Source organism: Clostridiisalibacter paucivorans DSM 22131 (assembly GCF_000620125.1).
GTDB classification, from domain to species: domain Bacteria; phylum Bacillota; class Clostridia; order Tissierellales; family Clostridiisalibacteraceae; genus Clostridiisalibacter; species Clostridiisalibacter paucivorans.
This window is the reverse complement of the sequence record NZ_JHVL01000007.1, coordinates 71,058-87,668: the sequence shown is the minus strand read 5'-3', so window position 1 is coordinate 87,668 and position 16,611 is coordinate 71,058. Positions and strand designations below refer to the sequence as shown.

The following is a 16,611-nucleotide window of genomic DNA, read 5'->3' as shown; positions in this document are numbered from 1 at the left end:
AATGAACTTATATGAAAAGATTGTGAAAAAGGAAGAAAAAATTGCAGTTGTGGGTCTTGGTTATGTAGGGATGCCTATAGCTGTTGCTTTTGCTAAAAAAGTTGATGTTATAGGTTTTGATCTTAACAAACAGAAAATAGAACTATATAAATCAGGAATTGATCCTACCAACGAAGTTGGAGATGCTGATATCAAAAAAACTACTGTAGACTTCACATATGATGAAACTAAATTGAGAGAAGCTAAGTTTCATATTGTTGCGGTTCCAACACCAATAAATTCAGATAAGACTCCAGATCTTTCACCAGTGGAAGGCGCAAGTAGAATTGTCGGTCGTAATTTGACTAGGGACTCTATTGTTGTTTATGAATCAACAGTATACCCAGGAGTAACTGAAGACATTTGCATTCCGATATTAGAGAAAGAATCAGGTTTAAAATGCGGAGTAGATTTTAAAATAGGCTATTCACCGGAGCGTATTAACCCAGGGGATAAAGTACATAGACTCGAGAATATTATAAAGATAGTCTCTGGAATGGATGAAGAAAGTTTAGATGAAATTGCTAAAGTTTATGAGTTGGTTATTGAAGTTGGTGTTCATAGAGCAGGATCTATTAAAGTAGCTGAGGCAGCCAAAGTGGTTGAAAATAGTCAACGTGACATAAATATTGCGTTTATGAATGAACTCGCCATGGTATTTGATCGTATGGGTATTGACACAAAGGAAGTCGTAGAAGCTATGAACACAAAATGGAATGCTCTTGGATTTACTCCTGGACTTGTTGGAGGTCATTGTATCGGGGTAGACCCTTACTACTTTGTTTATGAAGCAGAGAAGTTGGGATACCACAGCCAAATTATTTTATCAGGTAGAAAAATCAATGATGGTATGGGGAAATTTGTTGCAGATGCGATAATTAAGAAGCTCATATTGGCAAATAAAGTTGTAAGGCAAGCCAAAGTTGTGATTCTAGGAGTAACATTTAAAGAAAACACTCCAGATACTAGAAACTCAAAAGTAGTAGATATCATTGATAGTCTTAGAGATTATGGTATTGAGCCGATTGTTGTGGATCCAGAGGCTGATGCTGCTGAAGCTAAACATGAATATGGCATTGAATTAGTAAATATTAATGAGGTGAAAGATGCCGATTGTCTTGTGTTAGCAGTGGCACACGATACTTTTAAACAGATTAGTTGGAATGATATAGATAGTTTATATGGAAAATTTGATAATAATGAAAAAATTCTAATCGATGTAAAGAGCATTTTAGATAAGACTGAAATTGTAAAAAGGGGCTATAGTTATTGGAGACTGTAGATGTCCTAAACGGGAGTGTTAGTATGAAAATTTTGCATATTGCATGCGGATTTAGCTATAGTAAAGTTTATGATAAGCTCTTTAAAGCACTTTATGAAAAGGGATCGGATTTTGAAGTATACGCTCCCCAACATACTTATACAGATGCTTTTGAGATAAACTCAGAGAAATATGTCTATGATGTTATTTCGGAGAAAGTGATTAATAAAATTGATAAAATACTTTATTTCACTAAAATTAGAAAAATGACTAAAAGTGTCATTTCAAAATTTGATTTGAGTGGCTTTTCTTTATTACATGCTCACAGTTTGTTTAGTGATGGCGCTATCGCTTATGAGATATTTAAGAGGTTTAACATTCCGTATATCGTTGCTGTTAGGAATACAGATATAAATCAATACTATAAGAAGGGAATTCACCTAAGGCCGTACGCTTATAATATACTATTAAATGCATATAGGGTGGTTTTTATTTCTGAATCCTATCGTGAAAAAGTTCTTACAAATACATTGCCGAAAAAAATAGCGCAGCTAATACAAAAAAAGTCGCTAGTAATACCAAATGGTATTGATGAGTTTTGGTTTAATCAAAAATCTAGGTCAAAGGAAATAAATGACAATGTCATTAAGTTGCTTTTTGTAGGAAGAATTGATGTAAATAAAAATTTGGAAAATACTGTTAAAACTTCAAAATTACTCAATGCCAAAGGAGTGAAGTGTAATCTAATTATTGTTGGGGACGGGCCACTAAAAGAAAAATTAGAAAGCAAGTATGATTTTGAATTTGTTCACTTCAAAGGAAGTGTTAATAATAAAGAAATACTGAAAAATATATATCTTGAAAATGATATTTTAGTTGTTCCCTCATATAATGAAACATTTGGATTGGTTTATATTGAGGCGATGAGTTGTGGAACGCCTGTAGTTTTTTCAAAGGGGCAGGCTATTGAGGGCTTGTTTCCGATAGATAATATAGGCAAAAGTGTAAATCCAAATGATCCTAAAAGTATTGCAACGGCAATCATAGATATTATTAACAATTATAATAAGATGTCAATCAATTGTATTAACTCAATTGATCAGTTCAACTGGGATAAAATTGCTACGAAATATATGACTATTTATAAGGAATATTGAGAAAGGAGGGGGTAAATTGAATATCAAAGATAGAATTCTCAAGTTGAACTTAATTGAAATAAAGTTTATTGAGATTACATTGATCTTGTATGTAGCCATAAGTATATTAAGAGAATATTTATTGATTGAACCATTAGGTACTTTTGGAAGGCTTTCAAGATACTTTCTTCTTGCTATTTTTATGTATGTTTTCTTATTTGTTTTTATAAAAAACTCAAAAGTGATTATTCGGTTTTTTAGTAAATATCGGATTTTGCTTACTCATATTACTTTTTTAGTTATTTCAACAATTATTAATCTTAATTATATTAAAGAATATATTTCATATATTTTACTGATTTTATTCGTGGTAGTAGCTGTTCTATCATTAAGAGAGAGATTCCAAAAGATTGTATTTATTCTTTATGTTTGTGCTGGAATATATACATTTTATTCGGTATTTATAACTAAAAATATTTATGTAGCTCCTGGAACAAGAGATTTTTTATTTTTGGAACTTAATAGAATAAGACTAAATACTGAAGGTATTCAGTTTTCTATAATTGCTTCTTATATGGGTGTATTGAGTATCATGTGGTTATCAATCATCCAGAATAAAATATTGAAATATTTAGGGTTTTTGCTCCTAGGCTACTTAAGCTTAACTATTGGTAAAGTAACAATAATTATAACAATGTTCTTGGTGGTAAGTATCTATCTGATATTACGAGTACTAAAGTCAAAAGGAAAGAATGTCGTTTATATATCGCTTTTTTTAACTGCATTTTCATCAGTATTAGTTTCCAAAATAGCTATAAAATTATTTAATATTCCTATGTATAAAGCTGATATTTTATTTAACAATAGAGTATCGATCTGGGATAATTATTTGTCTAACATTTTTAGCGGTGGAATTATTGACTTTTTCTTTGGATATGGCTTCTTCGATGCTTCATTAAGTACAAATTTCTTGTTATTTCATCCACATAATCAGTTTCTTGGTGCTATGTACATTACTGGAATTTTTGGGTTTGTTAGTTATTTACTTTTGTGGTTTGATGCGCTTAAAGTAACTTACAAAAAAAATGTTGCTAAGAAAAATTATTTTGAAACTATATTATTGTTGTTTATTTTATTCATTCAAATCGGTGATGATTATATCTTTTTTACTGTTGAACCTCTGTATTTAATGTTATTTATGTATATTTACATAAAAAACTCAATAAATGACAGATTCAATTTAAGTGAGATGAAAAAAGGTAATGTTGAGGGATCAAAATGAAATTATTAGAAGAATTCCTAGAGTTTGAAAATGACTATAAAATGCATGAAAGTGAAATATCGGGTTTTAAATATTGGCAGTTTATAAGATTCGCAGTTTATAATGAAGTACTTAATAAGCGCGAAGATACTGGAACCAGCCAAGTTGATACTGATAAGATTAAGATTCAACATAGATTATTAAAAAGAATTAAAAATATAAAGTTTATGATTAAAAACAATCCTTTATATGGTATTAGAAAAAAAGATATAATTGTATTAAATCACCAGAGACGTGTAAAAAGTGGGGATTACTTCGAATGTATCTATACTGATAACCTACTTAAAACATTAGACTACTCCTATTATGTCTATGAGCAGCCTTATATTGATGAACACTTTAATCCAATTTATACAAAGGATGTTAGATATTTTGATTATGTAAATTTTATAAGCGGAATAAAAACAACATTGTGGAACTTATTAATAAGCAAGAGTATGTTTAACTTTTTTTCGCTTCAGGACCATGAACTTATAAATTGCCTGAATGAAAAGTTTAATGCGGTGTTTAATACGAGCATTGATCTTAGAAAGCATATAATTAGTGCGTATACAAGGTATAAAGTTTATTCTAAATATTATCGTAAAATACTAAAAAAGGTCAGTCCTAAAATTGTTTTAGAGGTCGTTCATTATAGTCCGTCTAATTTGATATTTAATAATGTTGCAAGGGAAATGAAAATTCCTATTGTTGAATTACAACACGGAACGATGGGGAAGCACCATGTAGCATATAATTACTTGCAAAAAATTAAGATGTCTGGTTTTCCTGATTACATATTTACTTATGGTCAGTTTTGGAGCCAAACTACAAGACTACCAATTGATTCAGAAAAGGTTAAAGTTGTTGGATGGCCGTATTTTGAGAAAAAAGTAAATGACAATAAACAAAAAAAAGACATTAAAGACAATCTTAAAACAGTAATTTTGTTTATATCTCAAGGTACAATTGGCAAGGAGTTGAGTAAGATAGCCGTAGACATTTCTGATAAGTTGGATAAAAACAAATATGAAATTATTTATAAACTTCACCCTGGAGAATATGCAAGGTGGAAAAGAGAATACCCATGGCTTGTAAATAATAATATAGAAGTTGTTAGTCATAACAATAAAGACATGCACTACTATTTTTCCAAATCAGATATTCAAATAGGTGTATACTCGACGGCTTTATTTGAGGGACTGGGTTATGGATTAGAAACTATAATTATGAAATTATATGGTTATGAGATAATGGAAGACCTATGTGATAAAGGATTAGTTTATCTTGCTCAAAACTCTGATGAAATTGTCAATTACTTTAAAGATAATAACTTTAAAGAGCGTAATTATAATTTGTCATATTTTTGGCAGCAGAACAGTATGAATAATATGCTCAGTGAGATCAATAAAATTATGAAAATGAGAGATGACAAATGAATTTTAGAAAACTTAAAGTAGTATTAGAGTCTACATTATTTAAATCAGCTGGAATTTATACAATGACAAGCGTACTAAATAGTGCTATTCCGTTTTTTCTTTTGCCTATTTTAACTCGATATCTCTCTCCTGCAGATTACGGAATCGTTTCGATGTTTGGAGTTTTAGTAAGTTTCGTGGCACCATTTACAGGTTTGAGCGTTCATGGAGCTATAGCAAGGATGTACTATGAGAAAGATAAGGTTGATATAAAAGAATATATAACTAATTCTATATTAATCTTAGTTATTAGCACATTACTCGTTTCAACTTTATTTTATTTCTTTTCAAGTGTAATTTCAGACATTTCATCAGTACCTTCTCAAATACTTTGGGTGGTAGTAGTAATTTCATTTTCTCAATTTATCACCAGAATAGTTTTGACATTATGGCAAGTACAAGTTAAGCCTTTGCAGTATGGTATTTATCAAATTTCTCAAACAGCATTGAATATGTTACTGAGTATTGTCTTAGTAGTATTTGTTGGATTGACGTGGAAAGGTCGAGTATATGCTCAACTTATTTCACTTATAATATTTGTATTGATTGGATTTTTTATATTATTTAAAAATAATTGGCTCAAATTTAATATTAATAGAACATATATCAAGCATGCATTAGGATTTGGAGTACCATTAATTCCACATGCGCTTGGTGGTGTCATTATGACTCTGATGGATCGAGTTTTCATAACAAATATGGTGGGAATAGAAACAACAGGTATTTACACTGTCGGTTATCAGATAGGAATGATTATTAATTTGTTGGCAACTTCATTCAATCAAGCTTATGTTCCGTGGTTATATTCCAAACTTAAGGAAAATATTTTAGCAACAAAAAGAAAGATTGTAAAGTTCACATATGCTTATTTCCTTATCATTTTAGTTATGGCAATCACTCTATCTCTTTTAGCACCACCATTCTTAAGTTTTTTTGTTGGAAAGGAATTTAGTCAATCAAGTATTTATGTAACTTGGATTGCTTTGGGATATGCGTTTAATGGAATGTATATGATGATCAGTAGCTATATATTCTATGCTCAAAAAACATCTTATCTTGCTTGGGTAACTTTTTCTACTGCACTGTTCAATTTGGTTTTGAATTACGTATTGATAAGAAAAAATGGAGCAATTGGAGCAGCTCAAGCTACTACAATTATTTATTTAATAAAATTCATCTTAACATGGATATTATCTTCCAATCTGTACACGATGCCTTGGAATATAATGAAGCATAAAAATATTGGAAGCTAATTAAAAACTATACTAGGAAACTATATTAGGAGGAAAACAATGAGTAAAATACTTGTAACCGGAGCAGACGGGTTTATTGGAAGTCATTTAACAGAAGAGTTAGTCAAGCAGGGACATAAGGTTAAAGCTTTTGCATATTATAATTCATTTAATTCGTGGGGGTGGTTAGATACACTTCCTAAAGAAATAATGAAAGAAGTAGAAGTATTTACAGGAGATGTGAGAGATCCTAATGGAGTCAGAGAATCTATGAAAGGCATGGACGAGGTGTTTCATCTTGCTGCACTGATTGCTATTCCTTTCAGCTATCATTCACCAGATACGTATGTGGATACGAATATTAAGGGTACACTTAATGTACTGCAAGCGGCTAGAGATTTAGATACTTCAAGGCTTTTAATCACATCAACATCAGAAGTATATGGTACAGCTCAATATGTGCCTATTGATGAAAAACACCCATATCAAGGACAATCCCCTTATTCTGCAACAAAAATTGGTGCGGATCGTTTAGCAGAATCATTCTATCGTAGCTTTAATATGCCAATTACAATCGTTCGTCCATTTAACACCTATGGACCAAGACAATCAGCAAGAGCGGTTATTCCGACTATAATTACACAGCTTCTTGCCGGAAAAGAAGATATTGAACTTGGCTCATTAACACCAACTAGAGATTTTAACTATGTAAAAGATACGGCGAATGGTTTTATAGAAATTGCAAAATCAAACAACACAATCGGTGAAGAAATAAATATTGCAACACAGCAAGAGATTTCAATCGGTCAGTTAGCTGAGGAATTGATTAGGCAAATCAACCCGAATGCAAAGATAATTTGTGATGAACAAAGGCTAAGACCAGAAAAGAGTGAAGTAAATAGACTTTTAGGATCCAACGAGAAAATCATGAGACTGACCAATTGGAAGCCTAATTATACCTTTGAACAAGGCTTAGCAGAAACAATTGAGTTCTTCAAGCATAACTTAGATCAGTATAAGACAGATATTTACAATATTTAATTTGGAGGTGCTAAAATGAGTCGAAAATTCATACCTCTATCCGTTCCTAACTTAAAAGGAAAAGAGCTTGAGTATGTTACACATGCGGTTGAAACAGAATGGGTATCAACAGGTGGTCCATATGTAAATGATTTTGAATTGAAAGTAGCAGAGTATGCTAAGTGCAAAGGTGCTATTTCCTGTCAAAATGGCACATCAGGACTTCATATTGCACTTGAAGTCTGTGGGGTTACAAAAGAAGACGAAGTCATTGTCCCAACATTAACGTTTATCGCAGCAGTAAATCCAGTTAAGTATATCGGTGCAGAGCCTATTTTTATGGACTGTGATGATTCACTTACTATGGATGTTGATAAGCTAAAAGACTTCTGTGAAACGGAATGTAGTTTTTTAGATGGTAAACTCATCAATAATTTAACTAAAAAGCATATTAAAGCAATGATTGTCGTTCACGTTTTTGGAAACATGGCTGACATGGAGGGTATCATTGAAGTTGCTAATAAGTACAATCTTAAAGTAATCGAAGATGCAACAGAAGCTATTGGTACTTATTATATTGAAGGAAAATATAATGGCAAACACGCTGGAACCATCGGAGATGTTGGTGTTTATTCTTTTAATGGAAATAAAATCATGACTACTGGCGGTGGTGGCATTATCGTGTCAGATAATGAAGAACTTTTAGGGAGGGCAAAGCATCTTACAACCCAAGCGAAAAGTGATGAGCTTTACTATACCCACGATGAAATTGGCTATAATTACCGTATGACAAACCTTCAGGCAGCCTTAGGACTTGCACAGCTGGAACAACTTGAAGAGTTTATTGAGACTAAGAAGCGTAATTATGATTTCTATAAGAATGAAATCCAAGAGATACCTGGCCTTAGAGTTTTAGATTTTAAGGATAGTATTCGTCCTAATTATTGGTTTTATGCACTATATGTAGAACAAGGATACGCATTAAATAGAGATCAAATCATCAAATATTTAGCATCTAAGAAGATCCAGGCAAGACCGATATGGGGATTGATCAGTGACCAAAGGCCATATGAGGGAAGTCAAACTTATAAAATTGATAAGGCTAAACAGTATTTGGACAAGGTAGTAAATATCCCATGCAGCTCTAATCTTTCAAGAGAAGACGCTGCCTATGTTATTGAATGTTTAAAACAACCAGAGGTGGTGTAAATCGCCTTTGAAAAGAGGTGCGGAAATGGAAGTTATAGAATTTTTAATAGACGAAGAATCAACAATGCTTGAAGCGATGCAACAATTAGATAAAGTTGCCAAGAAAGTACTTTTTGTTACTAGGGATGGTCATTTTGTTGCAGCCATTACAGACGGTGACATCAGAAGATGGATCCTAAAGAAAGGAAACCTGGATGCTAAAGTCAGGGAGATTGCAAACTACAATCCCAAATATCTGTTAGAGGAAGAGAAAACCAAAGCAAAAGAATTTATGAAAAAGCATTCCATTGAAGCTCTTCCAATACTAGATAAAGAGAGTAATATCCTTTCTGTGGTGTTATGGAATGATGAAGAAGTCGAACCACATAGAACTTTGGAAGTACCAGTTGTTATTATGGCAGGTGGCCTTGGTACGCGTCTTTATCCTTATACAAAAATACTTCCTAAACCACTCATTCCCATTGGAGAAATTCCAATTGTTGAGCATATCATCAACCGTTTCAATCGACATGGAAGCGATCAGTTTTATCTTGTTGTTAATCACAAGAAGAATATGATTAAAGCTTATTTCAATGAAATTGAAAAAGCATACAAGGTTGATTATGTAGATGAAGATAAGCCATTAGGTACAGGTGGAGGTCTGAGCCTTCTTAAGGGAAAGATTAACTCAACATTTATTTTATCTAATTGTGATATTCTGATCGAAGAAGATTATGAAAAGATATATAATTACCATAAGAAGGAAAATAATTTAATCACTATGGTTTGTTCACTAAAGAACATTAAAATACCATATGGTGTTATTGAAATCAGTGAAACAGGCAAAATAGAAAGTATGAAGGAAAAACCCGAACTATCTTTTTTCACAAATACAGGGATGTACATTGTAGAGCCTAAGATTATTGAAGAGCTTGAGGAAGATAAGCCTATTGGCTTTCCGGATATCATTGAACAGTATAAAGCTAAAGGTGAGAAAATCGGTATTTATCCAATAAGTGAGAATAGTTGGATGGACATGGGTCAGATTGATGAAATGGAAGAAATGCGAAGAAGGTTAGAGAGAGATGAATAAAAGAATACTTTTAATTGGTGGCGGAGGCCATTGTAAATCAGTATTAGATAGTCTTCTTGAACTAAATGAATATGCAGAAATCGGGATTGTCGATAAGAAAGAGAATCTTGGTAAGTCAGTTATGGGTGTTCCTGTAGTGGGATGTGATGATGATCTACCAGCTTTATTTAGAGATGGTTACAGGTATGCCTTTGTCACAATTGGAAGTATCGGAAATCCAACTCTTAGGATAAAACTTTTTAATCTTCTTAGTGAAATTGATTATGAGATCCCGTTCATCGTTGATGATTCTGCAAAAGTCAGTAAGCATGCGATAATTGAACAAGGTGTGTTTGTTGGGAAACAGAGTATAATAAATGCTGGAGCTCTAATTCAAAAGGGAGCCATCATAAATTCTGGATCTATTGTGGAACACGACTGTCAGATAGGTACCTTTTCCCACATTGCTCCAGGAGCTGTTTTAGGTGGAGAAGTAGTTGTTGGAGAAAAATCACACGTTGGTTCAAATGCAACGGTTAAACAGCAAATTCATATAGGATCAAATTCAATTATTGGTATGGGAAGTGTCGTCTTACATGACATTGACTCAAATACCATAGCTTACGGAAATCCATGCAAGGAGGTGAAGAAACTATGAGTGTATTCGTTATTGCAGAAGCTGGCGTAAATCATAATGGAAGTTTGGAATTAGCAAAAAAACTAGTCGATGCAGCTAAAGATGCAGGGGCTGATTGCGTAAAGTTTCAGACTTTTGTTTCTAAGAATATCGTTTCAAAAAATGCAGTAAAAGCTGAATATCAAAAGCAGCAGACTGAGCCAGAAGAATCCCAACAGGATATGCTTAAGAAACTCGAACTCTCCTTTGATGAGTTTGTCGAGTTGAATGAATACTGTAAAAGTAAAAGCATTGAATTTATGTCCACTGCTTTTGATTTTGATAGCATAGATTTTTTAGATGGTTTAGAAATGGGCACTTGGAAGATTCCTTCAGGAGACATTACCAACCTTCCTTATCTAATCAAGATTGCTAACCTAAATAAACCTGTGATACTTTCCACCGGCATGAGCACAATGGAAGACATAAGAAGTGCTATTAAAGCTTTAAAAGAAAATGGAGCAACAGAACTTACAGTTCTTCATTGTACTACAGAATACCCGACACCATTTGAAGATGTAAACTTAAGAGCTATGAACACAATAAAGGAAGAATTTGGTGTCAAGGTGGGTTATTCGGATCACACTAAAGGCATAGAGGTTCCTATTGCCGCGGTTGCTTTAGGTGCTACAGTTATAGAGAAGCATTTTACCTTAGACAGAAATATGGAGGGACCCGATCATAAAGCGAGCTTAGAACCAAATGAGCTTAAAGCCATGGTTGATTCCATAAGACATATTGAATTGGCTTTAGGTAATGGAATGAAACAGCCAGTCGAATCAGAGAAGAAGAATATGGCAGTAGCGCGTAAGAGTATTATTGCAAGTAAAGACATAAAAGCAGGTGAAATTTTTACGGAAGAGAACCTAACAGTAAAAAGACCAGGTGATGGTATAAGTCCTATGAGATGGTTTGATATCATAGGAAAGCCAGCACCAAGAGATTTTGAAGAAGATGAGTTGATAGAGCTATGAAGAGAATAATCAGTATTTTAACAGCTACAAGAGCTGAATATGGTTTGTTGAAACCAATAATCGCAAAACTTAATACAGTTGAGGAATTTGATGTAAGAATCGTAGCCACGGGAGCACATCTTTCACCTGAATTCGGTTTGACGTATAAAGAAATTGAAAAGGATGGTTTTGTCATTGATGAGAAAATCGAGATCCTTTTAAGCTCAGATACGCCATCGTCTATTTCCAAATCGATGGGGCTTGCGATGATTAGCTTTGCTGATTATTTTGAGAAGCTAAATCCCGATTTGTTGATTGTTCTTGGAGATCGATATGAAACACTGGCTGTAGCAAGTACAGCAATGAATCAGAGAATTCCCATAGCTCATCTATATGGGGGAGAAACCACAGAAGGTGCCATTGATGAGTCTATTCGTCATGCGATAACAAAGTTAAGCTATCTTCATTTTACAAGTACAAATGAGTACCGAAATAGAGTTATTCAATTAGGTGAGCATCCAGAGCGTGTATACAACGTTGGAGGCATCGGTATTGAAAACATCTTAAATGAAAAATTGCTACAAAAAGAAGAATTAGAGAATGAACTTAATATCAGTTTATCAAAGCCATATGCGGTGGTTACATTCCATCCAGTAACACTTGAAAATAACAGCTCTGAGAAGCAAATTGAATCGCTTCTCGAAGTCTGCAAAGAATATAAGAACTTAGATTTTATCTTCACTAAAGCAAATGCAGATGCTGAAGGACGGATTATAAATCAATTTATTGATAATTATGCCAAAGAAAATGATAATATTTTCGCATTTACATCACTTGGTATGAGACGATACTTAAGTGCACTCAAGTATTGTAGCGTGGTTATTGGTAATTCCTCTAGTGGATTATTAGAAGCTCCTAGCTTTGGCATCCCTACAGTCAATATTGGAGACCGACAAAAGGGGAGGCTACAAGCAAGCAGTGTCATTAACTGTGACCCAACACAGGCAAGCATCAGAAGAGCGTTCGATTTAGCATTAAGTGAAGAAATAGTACGGAAAGCTAAGAAAACGGTTAATCCATATGGTAATGCAGATACATCTAATAAGGTAGTTGAGGTAATAAAAGAATATGTGATTAAAAATAAAATAGACCTTAAGAAAAAGTTTTATGATTGCGAGGTGGAGTAATGAGAAATCTGGCAATCATACCTGCACGATCAGGATCTAAAGGGCTTAAGGACAAAAACATTAAGCTCTTGAGTGGCAAACCTTTGTTAGCTTATACCATTGAAGCTGCAAGAGAATCGGGTTTGTTTGGTGAAATCATGGTTTCCACCGATTCACAAGAATATGCTGATATTGCAAAGCAATGGGGTGCTAATGTACCTTTCTTGAGGAGCAATGAATTATCAAATGACACAGCTTCATCATGGGATGTAGTCAAAGAAGTTATTGAAGGATATAAGAATTTAGGAACTGAATTTGATACGGTTGTGCTTTTACAGCCAACGTCACCACTTAGAACTTCGAATGATATCATTGAAGGATATAAGATTATGAAGGAGAAGGATGCAAATTTTGTTGTGGGAGTTTGCGAAATGGATCATTCTCCATTATGGGCAAATACTTTACCTGAAGATCTTTCGATGGAAAACTTCATAAGACCAGAAGTGGTAAAAATGCCTAGACAGAGTATCCCGACTTACTATCGGATTAATGGAGCTTTGTATATTGTGAAAGTTGACTATCTTATGAGAACATCAGATATCTATGGTGAGAGAAGCATTGCTTCAGTTATGAGAAAAGAGAATTCTATTGATATAGATAATCAAATGGATTTTACAATTGCAGAGGTATTAATTTCTGAACGTAGCAAGAAGTGATATTAAGAGCATGTCAGCAAGTTTGATCCAGCGTTAAGTTTAAGCACCAACTCCCCAAGAAACTATTCCTCCACATAGGTAGATTTGGGAATCTTATATGAGGCTCTAATAAGGGTTATTTACGGGGGGAAGATGATCTAGGTTGATAGACGTGATCAGTTTGAATTCCAGATAGGCCATGATTAGTTTGACACCCAGATAGGCAGTGATGGTAACTTTTCAGATCGGTAGTGATTCTGGTTGATATCCATAATCAGTTTGACACCATGATTAGCAGTGAAAGAGAACGGGCATTTTTAGACGCAGAGATGTCCGTTTTTTTAGAAGATGAGTTTACAGAATATTTTGTTGATGGGTAGGTGAGTAACATGGACGTAGATGAATATAGAAATATGATTAGCGAGTTTTCAGACTTACTACTTTTTGATGAGAAGTGCAGCTTCTATTATGATGAGACCGGGAACGTTCGTAAGTTTAGATTGACAGAGAATGGTGTAAATGCAGAAGAAGGCATTGCTAATGATTTTATTCTTGGCGGCGTATTATTTAAGGGTGATACATCTCCATGCGATGTAGATAAGTTGTTTGAGGGGCTGAAAATCAATGCATCAGAAATTAAGTTTAGGACATTAGCTGGAAGAGGAGCTGATTTCTGGTCAGCAATAAGCAAGAAACCAATTCAGCAATTTCTTTCATGGCTTGATAGTAGCGGACTCTATGTACATTATGCTACTTTAAATAATATGTACTTTTCTGTCGTAGATATAGTTGATTCCCTATTTGCTACTCAGCCTCAGTTCAACTTCGGACTAGAGTGGGTACAAGCTTTGAAGGCCAGTTTACATAGATTTGTTATAAATCATATGGATGAAATCCTTCCAATACTCCATAGCTATAATTATCCAAGCTTAGATAAAGAGGATATTAAGAATTTTTGCTTTGAGCTGAGTGATCTTATACAATCCTACGGTGACGAAGATTTCTATTTAGAGAATTTCCGGCAATTACTGAAAGCAAATGGACGTAAGGGAGAGTTGGTCTTTATTGAAGATAACACACCTGGCTTATTAGTGGAGGAATATTTTGGCCTAAGAGATGGTAGATGTGCATTCTATAAAGATTCCGTGCATTATTTTGATGAAGAAGCTGAGGCAGAATTAGCCTTAAAAAATACGATCTACACTCTAAAAGGTGAGAAGCTGTCCAATTTTAAATTCATTGATTCTAAGAACGAGCGACTGATACAGATATCTGATGTTTGGGTGGGATTGCTCGGAAAGTTATTTGCGGAGTTAGATCAATCTACACCTAAAATGATCATAAGCAAAATGGAATCACTTACTCAGGAACAGAAAGAATGCATCCGTATAATCAACTCACTAATAGACAGAGCTGAAAGACTTCACAGAGGACTAATTGAGAATGTGAATAGTATTGAGATGATTCAGCACAGAGGATCGTTGTTGGCGTTGATGGATAAGCTATCATGACCTTCTCTTGGTATCTGTATGAATAGCGAGGTGGAATATGAGCAAAATTGAGATTATCGGTCGTCTGAAAAGTAGGGTGAAAATTAAGGGTAAAGACTATCAATGTAATGACGTCAATTTGGATAAAGACTTTCTAATCGACTTTACAAAAAATCTGTTAGGTAATTTAGGGCAAAGTGATAACACAATACAGTACGAGAAATTCTTTGACGAAGAGATTATTTCTAAAGTTAAAGTTAACATACTTATTAATGATCAAAAATTTGATTTTATACTTTCTAGGGATATATTTGGCAACAAAGTGCTTATAGGTTGTGAAATGAATGTTGAAAGCACCGATGATAATTTATTCGGCACAGTGTATAATACTAAAATTAAGTTGATTGAAACATTCAATAGATTTTGTGAAAACTCAAATATTTTTTTGCTCCAAGACTTCAATAATGAACAAATATGTCAGACTGCCTATGTTGAAATACATAAAGTAGAAAATAGGTTAAGAAGTATTTTAACTAGATATTTGATGAAAAAGTATGGAAAATTGCTGCTATCAAAATCCTTGAAAAAAGAAGTGGATGATTACTCTAAGTGGTTTAGAAAGGAAGTAAATGGCAAGTACAATACCTTTAAAAGGATAAATACTGACTATGCCAATATAGACTTTTTAAAACTGCCAAAAATTTTGGAATTGAAAGACTCCAGCAGTATTGATGAAAATGGAGATTCAATTGTATCAAAGCTCACTGACATTAAAGAACTTTTGGATAATGATGCGGACGTAAATGATATCTTTGCACAATTTAGGTTAATCGAAGAAGCAGTAAATAACCGAGAATATATTTTTGATGGAAAACCAAGTAGAGAAGATGAAGCAGAAGCAATTAATCTATTTGGTACAACTGATGTTTTAAATCATCGAGACATACTTGTCATTCTAGATGATGATTTCAAAAGTTGTTGGGAAAATAAATTGTCTAAAATGCGTAATATGATAGCTCATAACAAGCCGATCTGCAAAGAATTATATGAGGATATTATTGCTATTTGTAATTGGATGCACGAGAAATTTAATGAATGCGATGCCTACATTGAAAGCAGTTTTTATTCCGATGAAGAAGGCGTTAGAAGTGCACTTGAAGATATGGAAATCGAAAAAGAAAGGTATGAATCTGATTATGTAGAACAACAGAGAGAGTCGTTTGGCATTGAATTTCCTCTTTCTGAAGATTATGTTGAAACTGCACTAGCTGAAAGTTGTCCTGAAATTCAGAATTTAATTAGTGTCATTAATGGATTAGAAAACATAGGAATATTGTTAGATGAAATAGGAAGCTGTTTATATGAAGTCGAAGATATGAGCATTAATGAAGAAGCCCCAGACCTAGACAGTGAAATTAGAAAAATTGTAATTGAGGAATTAGAATTAGAAATTGAGCCTGATGATAATAAACTGGATTTGGATTTGTTTATTGAGAAATATCTTTTTCAAGATCTAAATATTCAAGATGCCTTACATTACTATTCTGAGAATAAGAACTATTTGGATGCTAATTTCGATTATTTTGATCTAAATTTTAAAGTGGGTTGGTATGATATAGACAATACAACTTATTCAATTGCTGTAAATGGAGAAATATTTCCCGAGAATGGCGGCATTGATGAAATACGCTTCATTCTAAGCATTGATGAGAAAGAGCATAAGACATATTATGTTCAAGTTAACTATGGAGATTATCGTGACCCATCTGATGGGGATATTAATGATTCCCAAATCGCCATACTTATTGATGAAATTGAGGGTAGTATAAAGGACACAATTAAGTTTTTTACAACAGTTCACAAAGTTACGGAAAAAATAATGGAGCTATTTTGATTAAAAGGAGG

Annotated in this window: 14 protein-coding genes; all 14 read left to right on the top strand. The window is 33.5% G+C overall.

Going from position 1 to position 16,611, the window contains the following annotated elements; genetic code table 11:
- The first annotated feature begins 1 nt into the window (after position 1).
- Entirely contained in the window at positions 2–1,321 is a 1,320-nt protein-coding gene (locus tag Q326_RS0104850) for a nucleotide sugar dehydrogenase (protein WP_026894343.1), read from the top strand.
- Between the two features lie 23 nt (positions 1,322–1,344).
- A complete protein-coding gene (locus Q326_RS0104845; protein WP_026894342.1) occupies positions 1,345–2,457 on the top strand; it encodes a glycosyltransferase family 4 protein in 1,113 nt (370 codons plus the stop codon).
- 16 nt (positions 2,458–2,473) lie between these two features.
- Positions 2,474–3,718: a hypothetical protein gene (locus Q326_RS0104840; RefSeq protein ID WP_026894341.1), complete on the top strand. Its 1,245-nt coding sequence runs from the start codon at positions 2,474–2,476 to the stop codon at positions 3,716–3,718.
- Positions 3,715–5,175 (top strand): glycosyltransferase family protein, encoded by a 1,461-nt coding sequence (locus Q326_RS0104835; RefSeq protein WP_026894340.1) that lies wholly within the window; start codon positions 3,715–3,717, stop codon positions 5,173–5,175. The genes Q326_RS0104840 and Q326_RS0104835 overlap by 4 nt, the downstream gene beginning before the upstream one ends.
- A complete protein-coding gene (locus tag Q326_RS0104830) occupies positions 5,172–6,467 on the top strand; it encodes a flippase (RefSeq protein ID WP_026894339.1) in 1,296 nt (431 codons plus the stop codon). Before Q326_RS0104835 ends, Q326_RS0104830 begins: the two co-directional genes overlap by 4 nt.
- Positions 6,468–6,506: 39 nt before the next feature.
- Entirely contained in the window at positions 6,507–7,487 is a 981-nt protein-coding gene (locus Q326_RS0104825) for an NAD-dependent 4,6-dehydratase LegB (protein ID WP_026894338.1), read from the top strand.
- A gap of 15 nt (positions 7,488–7,502) precedes the next feature.
- A complete protein-coding gene (locus Q326_RS0104820; protein WP_026894337.1) occupies positions 7,503–8,675 on the top strand; it encodes a LegC family aminotransferase in 1,173 nt (390 codons plus the stop codon).
- A gap of 25 nt (positions 8,676–8,700) precedes the next feature.
- Positions 8,701–9,747: a sugar phosphate nucleotidyltransferase gene (locus tag Q326_RS0104815; protein ID WP_026894336.1), complete on the top strand. Its 1,047-nt coding sequence runs from the start codon at positions 8,701–8,703 to the stop codon at positions 9,745–9,747.
- Positions 9,740–10,384: an acetyltransferase gene (locus Q326_RS0104810; RefSeq protein ID WP_026894335.1), complete on the top strand. Its 645-nt coding sequence runs from the start codon at positions 9,740–9,742 to the stop codon at positions 10,382–10,384. Before Q326_RS0104815 ends, Q326_RS0104810 begins: the two co-directional genes overlap by 8 nt.
- Entirely contained in the window at positions 10,381–11,376 is a 996-nt protein-coding gene (neuB, locus tag Q326_RS0104805; protein ID WP_026894334.1) for an N-acetylneuraminate synthase, read from the top strand. Before Q326_RS0104810 ends, neuB begins: the two co-directional genes overlap by 4 nt.
- Complete coding sequence (neuC, locus tag Q326_RS0104800; protein ID WP_026894333.1) at positions 11,373–12,542, top strand: UDP-N-acetylglucosamine 2-epimerase; 1,170 nt, start codon at positions 11,373–11,375, stop codon at positions 12,540–12,542. Before neuB ends, neuC begins: the two co-directional genes overlap by 4 nt.
- Positions 12,542–13,237 carry an acylneuraminate cytidylyltransferase family protein gene (locus Q326_RS0104795; RefSeq protein ID WP_026894332.1) on the top strand — a complete coding sequence of 232 codons (696 nt, stop codon included), beginning with the start codon at positions 12,542–12,544 and terminating at the stop codon, positions 13,235–13,237. Before neuC ends, Q326_RS0104795 begins: the two co-directional genes overlap by 1 nt.
- Positions 13,238–13,605: 368 nt before the next feature.
- Positions 13,606–14,727 carry a DUF3800 domain-containing protein gene (locus Q326_RS0104790; RefSeq protein WP_026894331.1) on the top strand — a complete coding sequence of 374 codons (1,122 nt, stop codon included), beginning with the start codon at positions 13,606–13,608 and terminating at the stop codon, positions 14,725–14,727.
- 37 nt (positions 14,728–14,764) lie between these two features.
- Complete coding sequence (locus Q326_RS0104785) at positions 14,765–16,600, top strand: hypothetical protein (protein ID WP_026894330.1); 1,836 nt, start codon at positions 14,765–14,767, stop codon at positions 16,598–16,600.
- The last annotated feature ends 11 nt before the right edge of the window (positions 16,601–16,611 follow it).